This is a genomic window from Sphingobacterium zeae, from assembly GCF_030818895.1.
Classification (GTDB): Bacteria; Bacteroidota; Bacteroidia; order Sphingobacteriales; family Sphingobacteriaceae; genus Sphingobacterium; species Sphingobacterium zeae.
In genome coordinates, this window is sequence record NZ_JAUTBA010000001.1 from 2537508 (window position 1) to 2556139 (window position 18632).

Annotated in this window: 13 protein-coding genes and 1 tRNA gene; 4 read left to right on the forward strand and 10 right to left on the reverse strand. The window is 41.3% G+C overall.

The window, feature by feature from the left end:
- Positions 1–68 precede the first annotated feature (68 nt).
- Positions 69–2888 (reverse strand): S9 family peptidase, encoded by a 2820-nt coding sequence (locus QE382_RS10520; protein WP_307185839.1) that lies wholly within the window; start codon positions 2886–2888, stop codon positions 69–71.
- 94 nt (positions 2889–2982) lie between these two features.
- On the opposite strand from QE382_RS10520, the gene QE382_RS10525 reads away from it, so the two are divergent.
- From QE382_RS10525 to QE382_RS10540, 4 genes are all read left to right on the forward strand, one after another.
- Positions 2983–3720, forward strand: coding sequence for an SIMPL domain-containing protein (locus tag QE382_RS10525; RefSeq protein WP_307185840.1), 738 nt, complete (start codon positions 2983–2985; stop codon positions 3718–3720).
- Between the two features lie 114 nt (positions 3721–3834).
- Positions 3835–3914 (forward strand) — tRNA-Leu (locus QE382_RS10530).
- Between the two features lie 171 nt (positions 3915–4085).
- Complete coding sequence (locus QE382_RS10535; RefSeq protein WP_307185841.1) at positions 4086–5333, forward strand: site-specific integrase; 1248 nt, start codon at positions 4086–4088, stop codon at positions 5331–5333.
- Between the two features lie 81 nt (positions 5334–5414).
- Entirely contained in the window at positions 5415–6350 is a 936-nt protein-coding gene (locus QE382_RS10540; protein ID WP_307185842.1) for a HEPN domain-containing protein, read from the forward strand.
- A gap of 10 nt (positions 6351–6360) precedes the next feature.
- Here QE382_RS10540 and QE382_RS10545 read toward each other — a convergent pair whose 3' ends face one another.
- The 9 genes from QE382_RS10545 to QE382_RS10585 form a co-directional block, all read right to left on the reverse strand.
- Positions 6361–9228 carry a sialate O-acetylesterase gene (locus QE382_RS10545; protein ID WP_307185843.1) on the reverse strand — a complete coding sequence of 956 codons (2868 nt, stop codon included), beginning with the start codon at positions 9226–9228 and terminating at the stop codon, positions 6361–6363.
- A 10-nt stretch (positions 9229–9238) separates the two neighbouring features.
- Positions 9239–10291: a hypothetical protein gene (locus QE382_RS10550; protein ID WP_307185844.1), complete on the reverse strand. Its 1053-nt coding sequence runs from the start codon at positions 10289–10291 to the stop codon at positions 9239–9241.
- 1 nt (position 10292) lies between these two features.
- Entirely contained in the window at positions 10293–10994 is a 702-nt protein-coding gene (locus QE382_RS10555) for a DUF6808 domain-containing protein (RefSeq protein ID WP_307185845.1), read from the reverse strand.
- On the reverse strand, positions 10991–11308 hold the full coding sequence (locus QE382_RS10560; RefSeq protein WP_307185846.1) for a hypothetical protein: 318 nt from the start codon (positions 11306–11308) through the stop codon (positions 10991–10993). Before QE382_RS10560 ends, QE382_RS10555 begins: the two co-directional genes overlap by 4 nt.
- Before the next feature lie 44 nt (positions 11309–11352).
- Positions 11353–13200, reverse strand: coding sequence for a hypothetical protein (locus QE382_RS10565; protein ID WP_307185847.1), 1848 nt, complete (start codon positions 13198–13200; stop codon positions 11353–11355).
- A gap of 40 nt (positions 13201–13240) precedes the next feature.
- Positions 13241–17080 (reverse strand): phage tail tape measure protein, encoded by a 3840-nt coding sequence (locus tag QE382_RS10570; protein ID WP_307185848.1) that lies wholly within the window; start codon positions 17078–17080, stop codon positions 13241–13243.
- Positions 17073–17447, reverse strand: coding sequence for a hypothetical protein (locus QE382_RS10575; protein ID WP_307185849.1), 375 nt, complete (start codon positions 17445–17447; stop codon positions 17073–17075). Before QE382_RS10575 ends, QE382_RS10570 begins: the two co-directional genes overlap by 8 nt.
- A gap of 391 nt (positions 17448–17838) precedes the next feature.
- Positions 17839–18183 carry a hypothetical protein gene (locus tag QE382_RS10580; protein ID WP_307185850.1) on the reverse strand — a complete coding sequence of 115 codons (345 nt, stop codon included), beginning with the start codon at positions 18181–18183 and terminating at the stop codon, positions 17839–17841.
- Between the two features lie 9 nt (positions 18184–18192).
- Positions 18193–18621 carry a hypothetical protein gene (locus QE382_RS10585; RefSeq protein WP_307185851.1) on the reverse strand — a complete coding sequence of 143 codons (429 nt, stop codon included), beginning with the start codon at positions 18619–18621 and terminating at the stop codon, positions 18193–18195.
- Between the last annotated feature and the right edge of the window lie 11 nt (positions 18622–18632).

The following is an 18632-nucleotide window of genomic DNA, read 5'->3' on the forward strand; positions in this document are numbered from 1 at the left end:
TGAAATAGGGTTTTTCGCCATTAAAAAAGGTGTGATTTTTAAAAATTACACCTTTTTATTGTTTTGTGTTAGAATTCAAGTCCCCAGTCTATTCCTTTTTCCGTGGCTGGAATCCCCTTCTTCATCCAATTGGGTGCAGGAGCTCCTTTTAGAAAATGGTCGAAGAACTGCTGTTCTCGAATTTGTATATCTTTTCGGTTTTGTCGCAGCATCAGATTGTGCTCGTCACCATTGTAATTCAACATCCATACAGGTTTTTTCAATCGGCGCAATGCGGTAAACATTTCAATCCCTTGATACCATGGGACAGCCCCATCATTGTCATTTGCCATGATCACCACAGGAGTATTTACTTTATCCAAATGGAATAATGGTGAATTTTCAATATAGAGTTCTGGTGCTTCCCATAGCGTTTTACCGATACGACTTTGTGTATGTTCGTATTGAAATTGACGCGACATGCCGCTTTGCCAGCGTATTCCGCCATAGGCCGAGGTCATATTGACGACAGGAGCACCAGTCCAGGCTGCCGCATACATATTCGTCCGTGTAATCAGATGTGCCACTTGATAGCCGCCCCAGCTTTGTCCTTGGATCCCCATTTTCGTACTATCGACCCAGCTGTTTTGAGCCATGTATTCCATCCCCGAATTAATGTATTCTTCCGCCGATTTGCCAGGATGCCCCGTTTTGTAACTGATGTTTGGTGCAAAGACCAAATATTCGTTACTAACAAAATAAGGAATGTTTAAACGCGACGGGGTAGGTGCAGGAGCCTGATAGGTGTATAGACCATCGGACAGCTTTTCATAAAAATAAGCGATAATCGGATATTTTTTTGTCGGATCGAAATTTTCCGGTTTATACAAAATACCTTCTGCTTGATTGCCTTCTGGCGTAGTCCAGCGAACCAATTCCGCTGTACCCCAGTTGTAATCAGCCTGTTGCTGGTTTATATTGGATAACTGAGATTCATCATTGAATTTTGCGGTATTTGTATATAGATTGGGAGACATGATATAATCCTCCTTGCTGTAAAGAATGGTTTTTTGATCTGCGGAGGCACTAATGTTCTTAAAAGATTTAGGTGCAATCAGGAGGCTTTTTGGGTCATTGCGTTGTCCTTTGAACTGGTAAAAACCCGATTCTTTAGTCTTGTTGTTGAAGGATGTCAGATAGCCGCCCTTTTTATAGTCAAGTGTTGTGGCTTGATTTCGGTCTTCTTCTCGCCTAAAAGGCAAGTAACGGAATGTTGTCTGTGACGCCGCACCATAACCATTGGTTAAAATAGATTTATTTGAACCGTCTAAATTAAAATACCAGATGTCATATCTTGAATTGACATATATCCCCTTATAGTCGGGAGTCCAGGCAGCCATGCCATAGCCCTGTGGAGTGGTAGGCATATCATTTTCTTCATCGGAGAACGATGCGGGTATGCCTTCATTCAACACAATCTTTTTCTTGGAACTGATGTGGTAAGAATTCCAAGTTCCCTTGTCCTGATCAAAAAATACTATATATTTTGCATCGGGACTTAAAATCGCATTTCCTGAAAAGTTTGAGAGAATTAATTCTTTATTTCCTGTTTTCGTCGATACCAGGTAAATATCATCCCGTGTACTACCTTCCCATTGGCTTTCAATCCGTTTGCCGAAGTCAGTTCGCGCCAAGATATATTCAGCATTTGCATCTGGGGTAAGAGAAGTTGAATTAAACGTGTTGTCTGTGAGTGGAATAATCGTGCGATCATATTTGGGGTAAGTGACTGCTAAGAAGTTTTTTGCGAGTTCTTTCTTCAGATTTACCAGCTGCATAGGTTGCAAATAGTCATCTTGCCAATGCCAAACATCCACTTTCGCATGCTCGAAATCCACTAAGGTAGTATCTTTGACACGAGGTATTGGTGCTATTCCAAAAAACAACTTCTCTCCATTTTTACTAAAACGGATTTCCCCATCTCCGCTAACGGCCCAGTTTTTAGGAATACCATTGCTGGTTTTTGTAGCAAGATATTGTGCTGTATCTATCGCATTTGTATAATAATAAAGATTGAAATTTTTTAGTAATGCTTTTTCATTGGAGAGGTCACCTACGTAAGCGAGCTGATCGCCTGATTCATCAAACTTGAAGTTTTTGTAATTGCCTTTTCCATTTGATATCTTCTTGAGCTTTTTAGTTGCTAATTCGTAAAGGTATACACCAGATTCTTTTGAAAGGCTGTCTTTTGTATCAGTTTTTTTGGAGAAAACGATTTTCGACCCTGATTTATTCCATTCATACTGATCCACAGCTGAGAATTGGACGGAATCTCCAGTATTTAAATCGTATAAAGCAAGGGTTGCAATCGTCTTTTTCTTTTTATCACCGTTCTTATTTGTTGAACCAGCAGTTGTGGCAGCATTTGGTACGGCTTGCTCACTTACTTCTTTATCAAAAAGGAACGAAACGAAATTATTGTTCTGTTCGGAAATTTTATAGGACTTTACCTGCGGAAATTTAACAAGGGCAGCGGTCGTCAAATTGTAAATGCCGAGTGAATCTTTTGGAAGATCTTCAGCTTTTTTCTTTTTGATCTTAGCCTCGCGGGTGGCTGCAAAAGGGGCTTTGATTAAGCTGACTAAATTATTTTCATTATCCGTTATTTTCGCATTATAGCCTCTAGGAATTTGGGCGATTTCTTTGCTATCTTTTGTTTTTAAAAAAAGTTGACCGTCTCCTTCTTGGGGAGTGACTTGAAATAGGATAAATTTACCGGATTTACTGATGTATGGCGAGGAGATATTTTGCCAACCATCATATACTGTATGATCCAATGGTTTCTTTTGAGCATGGGCAGCAAATGCTGCTAAAAAACAAAATGGAATACAGATATTTTTCTTATTCATATTTTAATACTTTTTGTCGCAATTTATCTATAAAAAATAAAAAACGGTTGATTTTTTGGTATATTCATTGTTACGTAAACATAAAAAACTGGTTATGAAATCTTCATCCGCTATTATTGCTTCAGTTATTTTGGGGCTTTTAATCGTAGTCACTGCCTGGGTCGCGGGATCGGCATACCGATACAAGTTTAAATCCATGCAGACGATCACCGTAAATGGGAATGCCAAAAAAGATTTTGAGTCCGATTTGGTCAAATGGAGCGCTACTTTTAGCAGAAAAAATTTCGAGTTGAGTGCAGCCTCTGCTCAATTGGCAACAGATCGTGATTTGGTCCGTGAATTTTTAGTTCAACAAGGGGTGAAAGCCGACGAGATCCGTTTTGAAGCGGTTAACATTGCTAAGGATTTTGAATACCATACCGATGGGAAGGGCAATGGTTACAATACTTTTTCTGGATATACGTTGTCTCAAACCGTTAGTGTGGAATCAAAAGATTTGAACAAGGTAGATAATGCTTCAAGAGAGATATCCACATTAATATCTAAAGGAATTGAACTTAGTTCGAGCACACCTAATTATTATTACTCTAAGTTGGAAGATCTGAAATTGGAACTCATTTCGCAAGCCTCAAAAAATGCACATCAGCGTGCTAATAATATTGCGAGCGAGTCGAATGCTGACTTGGGTAATCTCGTAAAGGCCGATCTTGGAATTTTTCAGATCACTGGGCAAAATGATAATGAAGAATATTCCTCTGGAGGTGTTTTTAATACAACTTCACGAAAAAAAACGGCGAATATTACCGTAAGAGCAAGTTTTCTCAGTAACTAATAGAAAATTATTTGACTGAATGTCAGCTTTATATTCATTTATGCTGTAAATTTATTCAAAAAGTTTTCTCTTTTTCGTGAAAAAACCTACTTTTGCATCATCCCAAACGGATATGCCCGGATGGCGGAATTGGTAGACGCGCTGGTCTCAAACACCAGTGGGAAACCGTGCCGGTTCGACTCCGGCTCCGGGTACTGAAAGGGTCTTAACATTACACATGATAAGGCCCTTTTTAAGTAAAATGCCCTTTTGGGAACATAGAATCAACTCCTTGACACGGGTGGTTTAGTTTTAATGCCGAAATTTTGTAGACATGATGTAGACAAGATCGAGGCCTGTATTAATCTTTATCATCACCCGTAGTAATGTTCAAAATTTCTTTAAAACTCTTTACGTGGAAAGCACGCATCCAGCAAAATGGAATGTCGGCTCTGTATGTTGAATCTTATATTTCAGATATTGGGCCAAAGGCCGATCGCAAACAGTTCAATTTAAACCTGGAGTGGCCAGCAGACAAAATAGATTTTGGGAAGAATGAGCTTCGCCAGCGATTCAAAAATGATCCTGACGTCAATGATTATAACTTGATCATTCGCGACCATATATCGAAGATCAACGAGATCGCAAAAAGGTTTCGTCTTCAGAACCGGATCTTATCTAATGAAATGGTTGAGCGTGAACTTTTATATTTTGATGCTTCCCGATCGTTGGTCGCATTTATGCAACTATCCAGGAGAGAGCGCTACGCTTCAAAAGAGATTGTCAAGCGCACTTATATGAATCACCTTAGTACAATCAATTCGATCATAGATTTTAGACCGCTAACAGTATTTCCAGAGATCGACAAGAAATGGTTTGCAGATTACCGAAACTATCTTAAGTCTGAGATCAGAGAAAACGGCCGGGTGGTCAAGAAGGCTATCCAAGATAACACCATTTGGACACGGATCAAAGATGTTAAAGCTTATTTGGCAATAGCAAGCGATCAGCATGGTATTTATGTTCCAGAGTTTGGCCCGAAAGAGGTTAAAAATTCATACCATAAAAAAGAAGCTGTATACCTTCGCAAGGAAGAAGTGATCAAATTGATCAACAAATTGGATGAAGGTGTTCTGGGTGCTCAAGATTACCAAGTACTTTCTGCGTTTCTTTTTTGCTGTTTTACAGCGTTCCGGATTTCAGACCTTTACGAATCGACTTATCAATGGATGGTGTCTGATAATTTCCTCCAGTTCCTTATGATTAAAAATTCGGAGAATAAACCTAAGACAATAACGATCCCTCTGATCCCGATCGCCAAAAGATTTATTTCGAATAATAGAGGTAAGTTCTTCGACTTGCCGACAGAGCAGGAGTATAACCGTACATTAAAAGTATTTATGAAGGAATGTGGTATCAATAAAAAGGTGACTAGCCATACTGCTCGTCATACCTTTGGCCATTTGTTTATGAAATTTGGGGGGAATATACTCGCTCTGAATAAAATATTAGGCCATACTAAAATAGAAACAACTATGACGTACGCCCATTTAGACGATGATGATAACCTAGATCTGGCACTGAGAGTAAATGATGAATTTAGTGATCTACCAAAGTTTAAGGTAATCGCATAATAAAAACGATTTTTAATATTACAATTAAATATAAAATAAATAAGTAAATTAATTGAAGTCTAAAATTTAACTTTATTTAGTATGTATACACAACTTGTTTTTATCGAAAACATTGAATTAGAAAATAATGTAGGTGAGTTTGGAATTTATCATGGAAGTTACTTTATAGATAGGTTGCCAAATGAATTTTTCGTCAACTATGGTAAAATAATGAATTATCAACTAAAGACCAGAGGGATAATTTTTCGAAAAATAAACCGCGAAAACTTACCAGATGGCCATTATGATCTTCATAGCGAATTGGCACAGATTTTTACATTTGGCACCTGGTTAATAAAAGACATGTCTGTATATACTTCACGATCACTTCTTTTTGATGTAGCTAAAGAAGAGTATCACTTAGATATGAGAAATGTCTTTCTATCTAGAGCTGATGGTACTTACAAAAAGGAAAAGATTAATTTATCTATTTTGGTGAAGGCTGGTGATTTGCTAGGTCGGTTAGGTAAAATTTTAACTACATCTCAAAGGACTAAGATTGAGAACGGTGAATTCAATTATGCTAAAAGTATTAATACAATTGATTACAGCTTAACAAATAGAATTGATAGAGCATTGAATTTTGTATTTAGTGCGCGAGAAACCAATGTAGTGTTAAAAAAGATATCATGGTATATTGTAGCTTTAGAAGCTCTTTTTTCGGACGGCAAATCGAATAAGGATATTAAACAAAAATTAATGGCAAGAGTCTCTTCGTTTATAGGTGTTGGCAATAAGGACAGAGAAAGATTGAAGTCGGATATAAACTCAGGGTTCTCACTACGATCGGCATTTCTCCATGGTTCCGAGACTGCCCCAAAAAAATCAGCTCACATAATGCATGTACGTATTAGCGAAAGTTTAGATTCAATGATCCGCAAAACACTGGTTTCGATTATTTGTGATGCTGAAATTCAAGAAATCTTTGGGGATCAAACCAAATTCATGTCATATTTCAAAGTAAAAGCCCGAAAGTAGGGCTTTTACTTTACAAAACATAATCATCGAATCCGATACAAAAATTATCTATTTTGTAGTCAATATTTTTGTTTCTAATGGTGATATTCTGGGAGTCACATAAGTTTCCTCCACCGAAGTGCCCATCTACAGCATATTGAATTATAGCACCAGCAGGATTAACGTTAACTGGGATTACAACGGTATTCCCACCAATTAGATAAGGCTCTGATTTAATAATATTTGAGCTTCCAGACATGACTCTAAAACCAAAATTAACCTGCTTTCCATTGGGGTTATGCCAAGGATCACCGCTTACATCTAATCTAATAGGCAATACAGGAGCGTCCATTTTTAGGTGAATAAAATAACTGGTACCACTACCAACAACCTGATGAGAAATAGGTTGAAAAGTTTTAAAGTTCACGCCGTCAACAGCTATCCTTTTCATGGCTACCCCTCTTTGTTGACCTACATTTGCACGGTCGGTCGGATGAAAATAGTCGGCATAAGGAAATTGGTACATAGCACCACATAGGAAGACGTTAGCCATATCATTAGCAAGCTGAACTTGTGCTGCCTGAACACCAATACCCTGTGGCCCAGTTGCTAAATCTCCTGGCTGTTGTGTTAAGGCTCCAGAAGGATACCAACGTTCCTTCCAAGGCGATGTTTGATATGTGATGAACTTTACATCATCCGTTTGACCTGTTATCGCCTTAATATCTGTGTTGAAATCTTCAAACAACTGTTTCAGTCTAGTATAATACCAATTCTTCTCTTGTCCTCGATCAGCTTCACCCTGAGCCCAGAATAAAAATGGAACTCCAAACGTTTGCCCGAGGGCATTGGCTATCTGTTTAGCTTTGGTAACAGCCTTAATAATATTGATATATGACTGGGTACCTTTCTTATGGTATTCAATTGAGGCGCCGCTTACACCGCCAGTTAAAGCAAGATATTTGTTCCCGTAATCAGCAAGTTTAATATTATTTTCCCTTTCTAACAATGTATTGAAGGCAGCTAATGTTGCTACAATAGGAGTTCCTCCTCTTGCCGCCGGGGCATCATTTAAAGGCACAAATGAATTCAAGTCAGCGTCGGGAACTTCTACAAGGGAAGATGTATTCGGTGTATAATTACCGATTGTTACTCCACCATTAAAGGCAATGGCATTACCAATATTCGCTGTATTATTAGCCGCACCACTTCCATCCTCTAATGATTGTCCATCACCAATAATCATCAAGATACCATATTTAACAAAATCCCAGCTAGATGGTGCCGCACTTATATTTCCACTAATTTCGCTGATCTTATCATCAACATATTTTTTTGATGGAACTGATTCGGGGATTAATCTATCATTCAGTTTTTCATATTTTCCCAATGCAGCATTTACGAAGTCGTCATCGGAGAATTTGGAGGTAATATCATTTTTTTCAAAAATTGAAAACACTTCAAAAACTGAATCGAACGCCACCTCTGTTTGCCCCGCATAAACTGTGTAATCAGTAAATATATACCTATCTGTTGTTGAACTTCCAACAGGGTAAGATATTTCAATTACTGATTTAAAAGCTGTTGGTGTTAGGCTATTAGTAAGATCTTGAGCAATCGTAACACTAATACGACTCGCTCCGCTTCTAATCATAAAATCTCTTACGTTCTTTACCTTTATCGTACCTTTTACAACTATGTAGAACGATTTGGCTGCCGAAGCATATACCGCTGGAGTAATATCCACACCCGCCCATAACCTATGAGCCCCCGAAGAACCCGTAAAAGAATCCACAGCTCCCCCGAATTGTAATTTTCCTCCGGTTCTCGTTAAATAATTAGTCGCAGATCCTGTGTAACTATTATACTCAACCACTCTTGGAGAATCCCATTTAGGGGTGACCTTGCTTACATAGTCTTTTTGAGTTACAAAGAAGTCGCCTGAAAGTGTTTTAGCGCTATCTGCTTCAGTAGCAGATGTGGCGAAATCCGATAATTTTGACTTTAATACTTTCGTTTTATCTACAGGAAGAAATGAATCTTGAATTTCTTTCAAAGTATGAGCTCCGGAAAATATACTCCAATCTTTGATAACAAAGGTTGCAGGTTGCGTACTACCTTCTTGATATCTAGTCCGAAGTTGAGAAACTATACCAGTTGTTATTTCGCTAATTACTAAAGGAAATACGAACTCAAAATCCTGATTTAAAGGTATATCAGTTGCTAAAATAGTACCCAGCATAGTTGTTTGTCGCCAGTAACCTAAATCAAGTAATTGACCTTTATTTGAAATATTGATCTTAACATAACATGTGTATGTTCCTGCCGGTACAGTTGGTGGAGCATATATTTGCCCCTTGTCTGTGCCCGCGAGACCAAGTGCAGCACCACCTACAACAGCTCCGATGGTATCAGGGTTAACTTGGGCGTTGTCCCTATATTTTTTATATAGAGGAACACTGCTATCACCATATAAATTTTCTTCCAATGCTTTGAAATCAGTCTTTGGCGTTAATGTTGACGTGTCTATTTGTGGAAGCTCTAGTGTAAACTTCTTCACCCACTTAGTCCCATCAAATAACGTAAGCCCCCATTGCGTAGCGCTATATTCTAATGATACTCCAGTGGGCTGGCTATACTTACCATTAGCTAAAAAACCGAACTTATTAGGAACCGTAGGAATAGGAAGTGCAACTGGTGTCGAAGAAGTAGCCACTGGTAAGTCATAAAAATCAGAGCCTTGTATTTCAACATCTCCGATGATTTGTTTCCCAATATCTTTTAATGTCGCACCTCTTAAAAATGCTTCATTGGCTTGTTGCAGTGCCAAAAATACTTTTTGCCAGTCAGTAACCGGCGGTAGTCCATTAATGGTAGGTTCTAAAATATTATCGCTCATTATCGTAAAATTATAGTTGTAAATAGTTAGGTGCTTGATCTAAGTATGGATAGGCCAGGAGCGTATCCGAATAGGTGAATTCAAAGTCAACCTCGTTGACTGAGTTCTTGGTGATATCGACAGCTGGATCCTTTACGTTGATCGCTCGCATTGCACCGTCCAAAAAGTGATATCGCTGTTTTGAAAAGGCAAAGTCGATCAACATCATTCGATGCTGCCGGCTCTGGATATAGCCTGAATTCTTTTTTACGGTACGTGTCCTGGTACCGCCATATTCGATGTTGTATTCGTCCATCAATGCCACCGAGGTTTCATTTTTAAAAGTGGATTTTTCTTCTCCGGACATGACCAGGGAATCAAAGCCGCCCAGACGGTTCCTCCAGACGAAAAAGTCATGGATCAGGTGATTATAATGCTCAACAATAAAAACCTGCTTGGCCAACTGTAATGCCGTACCCTTCAAACCATACACGGTATACTGAATAAGCTTCTTTGTGGACTTTTGCTGCATCAGGTATGCTGCCACATCAATCGTTTGAAGTTTCGAAGCGACCAGGGATCCGTGCGTATATGTGGCTTTACTTCCATCATCATAAACGCAGTCAACTTTTACTGTGATATCGGAAGCGGGTAAGGCCGTGAGGTATACCGGTTGATGTGTTTTGACAGATTGCGGCAAGCTCGCGATATTAAGCCAAAAGTTTGCTGTCTTAAACTCGATATCGACAGGTTGACGTACCCAAAATCCTTTGATCACTTTAAACGTTCTTTCAAAAGTCTGATCTGCATCGATGACTTGAAAAGTGTATGTCCGGAATCCCTGATCATGGATCGTCACCAGATCAGCGGAAGGTTTTTCGATGGTCAATAGGTCATCGATCAGCGAACCGAACTTAATCACTAATGGAGTTGTCAGATTGAACGGGTTGTAGGTTTCCTGAATTACTTCCGTAGCACCATCCAATAGCTTTACGGTGACTTCTGATTGTGTCGAAGCCACTATGATCGGCGGCAAACTGATCGAATAATTTAATGCACCAGGATAGCTCTTTATAGAAAGCATATTAAAATGATATTATGTCATAAGTCAATCCAAGTCCAACGCCATACGATAAGCCTTTAGGCGTAACAACTGGCCCGCCAATAAAGCTAATTCCCCATCGTGGTGATTTGGGTACTTTATTGACATCATAGAGATTGGAGATAGTTACCCGCGGATCCCGAGCTCTAATAACGCTACGGTATTCATATCGGCTAAAGATGTTCTTTTTATAGGGAGCATAGGCTCGGTCGAGCGCGATGGTAGCGCCGGTATATATCGAATCATTCTCCAGGTTGATTTTTACATCAAAAACTGGATCCTTCATGGCTAACCACTTGGTTTTTGTAATCGTATCGATGTATCGTTCGCCTTTGCCTTTACCTTTTATACTCACCAGTTCCGACTGAAGCCGGTCTATCTTTTCAGTTGCCACGCCAAGGGCGCGAGCCAAAGTATCGGCCAAGCCTTTTGAAACATAATTCGTCACCGGCTTCTCGGTCTGTATAGGATTATACATGTACGTCACTGTGCCTGCAACAGTATCGTAGATCGTATCGCGGATGTGAAGTGGTGCGCCTTTTCCAGACAGTAATGCCTGTTCATAGGAATTTTTTAATGTACTGTACTCTTTTTCCGATTTTATCCAATTCCTGGACAAAATAACAATAGCAACAAGGGAAATAATGAAAGCTGCTATTAGGATGATGCTTGTTGTCTTTTTCATGGTAATACTTTATTAATGTCTCTTTGTGCTGTTTCTCGTATAGCCGAGTCGTTTTCTGATGCCTTGCGCTGCATTTGTTCCCGTTCGAAAAAGGCATCTTGAAATTTCTTATTAACGGCCCTGATTTCGGCCCTTAATTCTTCATTTTCCTTAATGTCATTTTTCCGGTCTTCATCGCAATTTTCCCGGCTACTCTTCACACGTACTTCGCCCGATATTCCCCAAGATATCAGGACGGCCAATGTAAGAGCCATAAGCGTCAGCTTTACATCTTTTCGCAGTCCGGCTAAAATGGTTTGGAATATCTTAATCATGTTCAAAAATGCTTTTATATGGCTTAATACTAAAGGACAACGGATCAGGCTTCGATCAGATCGGCCACTACCGGATCAATGCGATCCCGGCGTATGGTATACTGCAATTTTTCGATGTAAAAGTTGCGCCCCTGAAAGTGCACTTTATCTATGATCGATAGCCGGTTAAGTTCCAATGCTGATAGGAGGAAAGTTCCATTAAGCCGAACTTTTGACTTCTCAATCCAAGCCTTGAACTCTTTGTGGAACTGGTTTAAAAGACCGTTGGTACCTTCCCAATTCAGACTGAGGTTCGCATTCTCATACGGCGATAAAAATGGATAGGTCATTCCATCTACCTGCTTGGTACCAGCATAAAGCAATAGCGACAGGGCAGAAGATCGGACATTACGTGATAGAATCGTACTGCCGTCACCCTGATCAGGATCCCATTTCGGTACAATCCAATATTTTTTGTCATTTGGATGCAAAGTCATATCCGGAAAATAGATCGACGGGATCAGATAGAGTTGGGTGATATCCGTCCGGGCATTGTACTTATCTCGATCTCCAATGTCCGGCTGCTTGACCGGCGCAAAGCCTTTGAACTCATAAGCAGCGATCAATTCCCACGATTCTTCATTATCGGTCAGTACTCTTCTCCAAAATCCTTTTTTCATGATGTACTGCTGTGTACTTGAAATATAGAAAAGCTGTTCGTATACATCTTCATGATTGACGAGCTCGAAGTGATCATCGTGCATTGCTTCCAGCGTAGCTACTGTTCTATACCCGACATTGTCGGCAAATGATTTACGATCGTTAAATCCATAATCGTAAAATTTCCCCGAATCCGACGATATATCGACCTGATACATGATTTTGTCAGACCAATTATGTTTAACCGCCCTGGTCAGGATATCTTTATTCTGAACGATCTTAAATTTTCCTTTCTCGGCAAGCAAGGTCATGCAAAACACATTGAAGATCATCTGAAGAAACTTGTTCGCATCGATATCGGGCATAACATCCTGCAATTTAAGGTAGGCAGGAACCTGACCGTAATCCGAGGATATCCACGGGCCATACATCGACCAATTACCGACTTTGGGCAGATAAAAAGTAGGCAGCAGCACATCACGCAATATGCCTATATCAAAAGGCGATGATATCAGCGCAGATCCGATTAATTGATTGATGATATAACCGATCCGGAATTGCGGATACATCAAAGCATGATAACCTTCGAGGCCGCCTGGATAATAAAAACTTTGATTGTTGGCATTGAAGCTATTGAGATACATGTCCCTGATCATCCAATAGGGTTGGTTGATCACGTTGGAATAATACATCTTACCATCCCGCGGATCTGCATATCCTCTGACATCTGCTGAATAGTATCCGAATTCGTCCTCTTTGGTTTTTACAGCGATCGGAGCGAATATATAGTCGTTTGCCGTATTGTATGAGTGAGCGGTGGCCCATTGGCGATAGCTATAATAGTATGAGCTCGACACGTTATAGCCGGGGGATGAACTTCCGGGAAAGTTGGCCGTTCCTAGGTCTTTTGTAAATAAGGCTTTTTTAAGGTTCTCATTGAAATCGACACCGGTGAACTGGACTTTGATCGATTTTTCAGCACTTGTGGCATTCATTACCCCGTCCTGGATTAATATCGACTGAAAATAGATCTGGCATGAATAGGGCTGAAATAGACTATCACCATTATGCGATCCCAATCGATTGATATGTTTGAATACCTTTAGATTTTTTGGGGTCGGGGGGAGTTCAAAGGAAAGTGAAAAAGGCAACGGTAATTTTTCCGTTGTAAACATCGGATTTTCGACGGTGATAGCAACCGAAATATCTTCCGGAAGATCAATATTGATATTGTTAACCTTTATTTCAAGCATAACACGAAGGTAAATCCGTGCTATGCTCTATTAAAGGACATTAGAGGGTGCCCGCATTCTGATCAGACTCCAATTGGCGCATCTGTTCGATAAAACCATTCTTACCGAGCAGGGATACATCAGCACGGATATTTTGCATCTTATCGCCGAGCTCATTGACCCGAGTTGAAAGCGTATCGAGCACCTCGATCATACGCGGATCATAGAAAGGCATAGACGAATTACTATCACTATTGGAGAACGACCCACCAGTGGCACGACCTGGCATCATTGTCGAACGGATCACGTTGGATAGCATGGCCGGGTTGATCGCACCATTGCGCTGCACACTATCGAGCCATGCTATTAATGGCCCCGTTGTCGGATTGGTGACAAGCTTATCGTTAGCGACCCATTCACGTCCGGATTCGCCGACGAGCACAGTAGGTTTGCCTATGTATCCACGTTGCTTCGGACTGCTCTTTGCCCGGAACTCTTTTTTATCCTGCTCCCTGGTCACATCGAAGTACCCGCCATCTTCACGGCCTGACACTCTTTGATTGGATGTTGACGAACTTGATGTAGAACTACTACTGGATGAAGACTTACTTGATTTTGCCGTAATTCCTTTTATAGTTGTCCCAGCGATCGTTGCAAGGGAGATGCCCGCTCTAATTTTTGCAGCCAATACTTGCTTAGCTGCAATTGCAGTACCTATGGGGCCAAGTGTAGATGAAGCGGCGTAATATCCCGCCATTTCCTTCTGTAAAGATATAATTACGGAGGCTGCCGCAGCAGCTTTTTCCAAGATTAAAAATATTTTAGCCGCTGCTGTATTTTCTTCAAAAAACTGACCTACAACCTGAAAAGCTGCTTCAGAAGCTTTTGCTGTTTCAATCTTAACATTCCATGTTGCATCCTTTAATTGCTTTTCTATCTGTAAGCGCCGATCCATTTCACGTTGTGCCTGGGCAATGGATAAATTGACGAGTTGCTCTTGTATTTTGGCTTTTTCACTCGCAACACGTTTTGCTTCCTCAATTTCCAGATCACCGACGGCGATAGCTGCGTCCAGCATCATGTATCTGGTCATCAGATCCTGTTGCTGTGCATTTTCTTTCGCAATCCGGTTTTCCTCTTCCAACAGTTTAAGCTTCGCATTCTTCTCTTCTTCTGAAAGGGTTGTTTCGTTGATCGCCTGAATTTTGAGCAAATATTCCTTATCAAGATCAGCAGCTGTCTGCTGGGCTTTTTGTTCAGCTGCTTGCTTTTGGCGATCCAGCTCCGCCTTTGCCGATTCCTGGTCAATCTCATGCTCACGTTTCAAACGGAGTGCCGCATAGGTCTCAGCGACTTTTTGACGGCCTTCAAGATTATCTTTGGTCGTACGCAGATACTCTTTGTATTTTTTTTCGAGGTCGGCAAGTTGCTTATCCATACCCTCATTTTCGACAGCATCTATATTATCCCAATAGTTTTGCTCTTTCTCGATCTGACTATCTCTTCTTTCTTGCGCTTTCCGTTCCTTCTCCGCTTCTCTGGCAGCTTTTTTAGCAGCTTTCTCCGCTTCTTTATCTCCTTTGGTAACTTTATTACTGTTACCGTCATCCTCTGATCCAGGAATCTTTGAAAGATCCTTAGCGAGATCCGTTTGAATTTTTAGCACTTCCTGTCCAAATCGCATTTCCTGAACTTCTACCGCTTTGATACGCTGGTTTACATCATCCTTATATGCTTTTTCCCAATCCGCGGAAAAGAAGGTGCTTCCGTTCAATGCTTCCCATCTTTCCTTAAAAGATGCTTTATTAAACCCGCGTTGTTTTGCATCGAGCAAATCCCGCTTTTCAACCGCCAGTGCATCTAACTTGGATTGCATAGCCGTTAGGGTCGAACGCTTAATCAACTCCTGTACGTATTCTTTGACAGCCTTGGTTGCCTTACCTGCTTTGATCGCTTCATCGTCATAGGCTTTAAGATGATCTGGCATTAATTTACGTAGCTGGTTAACAGCTGCTATGCGTTCCTTGTCTGAGCGGTTCTTGTCGGTTGCAACAGCTAAATTTCGCTCAAGAGCTCCGCGCTCTGCTTCGACGGCATTTTCGCCCTGTTTAAGCGCATCGTTGTACTTTTCTTGAAATAGAGTGGCCGCACTGATCCGCTGGCCTTTTAAATAAAGTGCCGCTGTCAGTGTCGCGATAGCAGTCACCACTAATCCGATGGGATTGGCCAATAGTGCTGCATTCCATAAACGTGTGGCAGCAGTGGCAACAGTTGTCGCTTTAGCCTGGGCATACTGCGCTATTGCATTCCAGTTAGCAGCAATCGTCCATCCGGCAATGGCAACGGTAAGGATACTTATCGCTTTATAGTTGTCAATCAAAAAGCCAACAGTAGAGGAAAGAATCCTGAGGAAAGTTGTTTGAATGCTATTACCCTCGATTAATACTGGCCAAAGCTTTTCGCCCAATTCACGACGATATTTTAACGCTTCCTTTTGGGCCATTTCCAAACGAGCAGCTGCTGTCTGATTTTTGATATTGTATTCATCCGTGATCGAAGTTCCATCCGAAAAAGCTTGGTTGGACATTTCGATCTGTTTTTCCAATATGCCAGCATTGTTGGCCAAGGTACCTAATACACCGACCACACGTCCGGAGTCTTCGCCCAGATCGCCTAATGTTGCCGCAAGTTCGTTAATGCCGTTTGAATTGGTTTTAACCCCTTTCATCACCTTCACGAAAGCGCCCATGAAATCTTCTTCAAGCAGCTTTTTGAAATCGGTAATACTCATACCGGCGTATTTGCTATACGTCTCGGCATCGCTAGACATTTTGATAAATAGCTTCGATAATGCCGTAGACGACACCTCTTCCGTTTGCCCGAGCTGATCGAGCGTTGCACCGAGTCCGAGAATCTGCTCAATGGTCACACCGGCCAATGGAGCAACACCGGCCATACGTCGGGAGAATTCGACCATATAACCCTCATTGGCCGTACTGGCCATACCAAGCGCGTTGATGGCCGAACCAACTTTTAAGAAAGCATCTTCCGTGGTATACAGATCTTTCAGCTTAAAGATATCGACCAGCTTTCCGATCTTGTTGATCGTCTCCTCAACGTTCCCGCCCAGATCTTCATTTAGGGCTACTATGATCTTATTATTGGCTTCGACAAACTCCGTGATCTCACTGATCTCCGTATAGCCCAATTTACCCGCTATACGACCTATCCCGAGCAAATCATCCTGACTAGTTCGCGTCTGGATCTTTTCAAGTTCATCATTCAGTTGCTCAACACCGCCCCGGGTCAAGTTGGTCGTTTTCATGACATCGGCGAGGATATCATCCAACTTCAGATATTCCTCACTCACGGCCTTGATACCGTTCCACATCGCTGTAAGAGAAGCACCACCCGCCACGAGCGCACCGATATATCGGGTCAGCTTATCGCCTGTATTCATGATGCCCTGTCCGGCACCTTCTGCCCCCTGGCGTAATTCATTCAACCTATTTCGCACCAATTCGATCTGCGCCAGATAGGACTGATAGTCTTCTGAATTTGGGATCGATTGTTTACGGAGGGATATCAACCGTTTAAGCGTTTGCTCCAGCTGCTTCTCGTTCTGATCCTCCAGCTTTAACGATTGATTCAGTTCGTTGAGTTTACGTTTCGCCTCAGCAATGGCAGCATTGTATTTTTCCACCTCAGCGCGTAAGGTCTGATACCTGGAGCTATTGGTCTTTCCCTGCTTTTCCAGCTGCTTCATTTCTTCGGTAGCACCCTTGAGGTCGGCTTTGGTATCACGGAGGGATCTAGCTAGCTTACCAATTTCACTCTGCGCCTTATTACCGTTGACGATAATGTTCAATACCAAATCTTCTGTTGAAAGCTTCTTAGCCATTGGCACCTCCGATCTGCCTGATCTGTGCTTTCACCTCATCGGTAAAGTCATTGGCTACCCTGAAGGCAATAGAGTAGTAAGCACCGTAAACAAAGCGATTATAAATACGAAGGGATCGAAGGGACGTGCCGATGCCCGACTTTTTCTTGCGCTCCTGTTTGATATCCAGTAGCCGGTTATAGACCGGTACCGTGTAGACAAGCGTACCACCGCTGGCAGGTGTGTCAAGTACTTTGACGGTCCGTTCATCCAGTAGGCGTTTGGTATGAAACTTAACCTCCCTGGATATCGCCTTGCCTGCGTTACGCTTCAAACGCTGGCCCTCTTCCTTCAGTACGTTTCGGATAAATGTAGATTCAAGTGACATGCTGTTCGTGTTGATATCCGAAGGTAGATAGGCAAACAGGCAGGGGAAAGGACAGGGGGTGAGGCCTCAAAGTCGGTAGTATGGCCTGTGGGCGCTGATTTCGTCGATTTTGCCGATCGAAAAATCGATATATAGCATTAAAAACGGCCTTTAAAGCGATTTAAAGGCCGTTTTTTAAGGGGTGTCGTCATATTTCACCCTTTTTTCCTTCGGGTGCAAGTGCATCCCACCCTCAGGGCGGGCTGCTGTCGATCTTGAGTGAGCAAAAAAGGCGTTTTGCTTGCAGCCCTAAAATCGATTGATTAACAGGTTTTTGAGCCTTTTTTAGTTAGTTAAAGGCTCATATGTCGGTAGTTTTTTAGGCAAAGTCGGTATTTAACCCTTCTCGCAATTAGGGTTTAGCATGTTGCTCATCTGTTTTTGGTAGATCAAGGATCTTTACATGATCTGCAAGCACTGTTGCTAGTGCTGCATGTGGATCGTCTATATCTCGGATGGTTAGGATATCGCCTTCTTTCAACAAATCCGTACTACGGCCATAGATATAAAAATTTCGCAACAGAGCTTCCGGATTATGGCCCATCTGGAGTACTTCCGGAAATGTATAAAAAACACCAGTGTCTGTGGTTTTTAAGATCCTGTTGTTTTTCATTTTATCGATCAACAAAAACAGGTTTGCGGCACTGCCTATTTTGACACCTACAGGCTTTTTCTTTAATTTTTTAAGGATTCCCATACTGTAAAGTTAACAAGTAAATTTGATTGAATAACCAATATAACCACCAAATATATTGTATTCAGGATCAATCTGTAATGATTCTGCATCAATACGTGGAAATCTCTGACAATAGCTGTTTTCTTTTGTGCCAAAGAGGTAATCTTTTAGCTTGATCATTGCTTCGAGCGTATCAGCATATTGCTTTATTTCCTGATCGTCGCTGCCACCTTCAATCTGTCTGGTGACAATGTACAGCAACATCTCGTTTACCGTGGAGCTACCGTCCACATTCCCCTCAAAATGATAGGCAGGATATACGCCTACCAAGATTAATCCGGCTTTATCTTTAAGTTTTTTTGTGCCCTGTTCGTATGTACTGGCCATTACATAGCCGTTTATTCCTACAGCCGGAACGATATCGGCGCACAGCTGCTTAAATTGGTTTACGTTTATCATCTGCTTTTATT

Coding starts and splice junctions, on each gene's coding strand:
- QE382_RS10575 (WP_307185849.1), bottom strand. CDS start 17,447: ATGTCACTTGAATCTACATTTATCCGAAACGTACTGAAGGAAGAGGGC.
- QE382_RS10580 (WP_307185850.1), bottom strand. CDS start 18,183: ATGGGAATCCTTAAAAAATTAAAGAAAAAGCCTGTAGGTGTCAAAATA.
- QE382_RS10570 (WP_307185848.1), bottom strand. CDS start 17,080: ATGGCTAAGAAGCTTTCAACAGAAGATTTGGTATTGAACATTATCGTC.
- QE382_RS10535 (WP_307185841.1), top strand. CDS start 4,086: ATGTTCAAAATTTCTTTAAAACTCTTTACGTGGAAAGCACGCATCCAG.
- QE382_RS10585 (WP_307185851.1), bottom strand. CDS start 18,621: ATGATAAACGTAAACCAATTTAAGCAGCTGTGCGCCGATATCGTTCCG.
- QE382_RS10540 (WP_307185842.1), top strand. CDS start 5,415: ATGTATACACAACTTGTTTTTATCGAAAACATTGAATTAGAAAATAAT.
- QE382_RS10560 (WP_307185846.1), bottom strand. CDS start 11,308: ATGATTAAGATATTCCAAACCATTTTAGCCGGACTGCGAAAAGATGTA.
- QE382_RS10550 (WP_307185844.1), bottom strand. CDS start 10,291: ATGCTTTCTATAAAGAGCTATCCTGGTGCATTAAATTATTCGATCAGT.
- QE382_RS10520 (WP_307185839.1), bottom strand. CDS start 2,888: ATGAATAAGAAAAATATCTGTATTCCATTTTGTTTTTTAGCAGCATTT.
- QE382_RS10545 (WP_307185843.1), bottom strand. CDS start 9,228: ATGAGCGATAATATTTTAGAACCTACCATTAATGGACTACCGCCGGTT.
- QE382_RS10565 (WP_307185847.1), bottom strand. CDS start 13,200: ATGCTTGAAATAAAGGTTAACAATATCAATATTGATCTTCCGGAAGAT.
- QE382_RS10525 (WP_307185840.1), top strand. CDS start 2,983: ATGAAATCTTCATCCGCTATTATTGCTTCAGTTATTTTGGGGCTTTTA.
- QE382_RS10555 (WP_307185845.1), bottom strand. CDS start 10,994: ATGAAAAAGACAACAAGCATCATCCTAATAGCAGCTTTCATTATTTCC.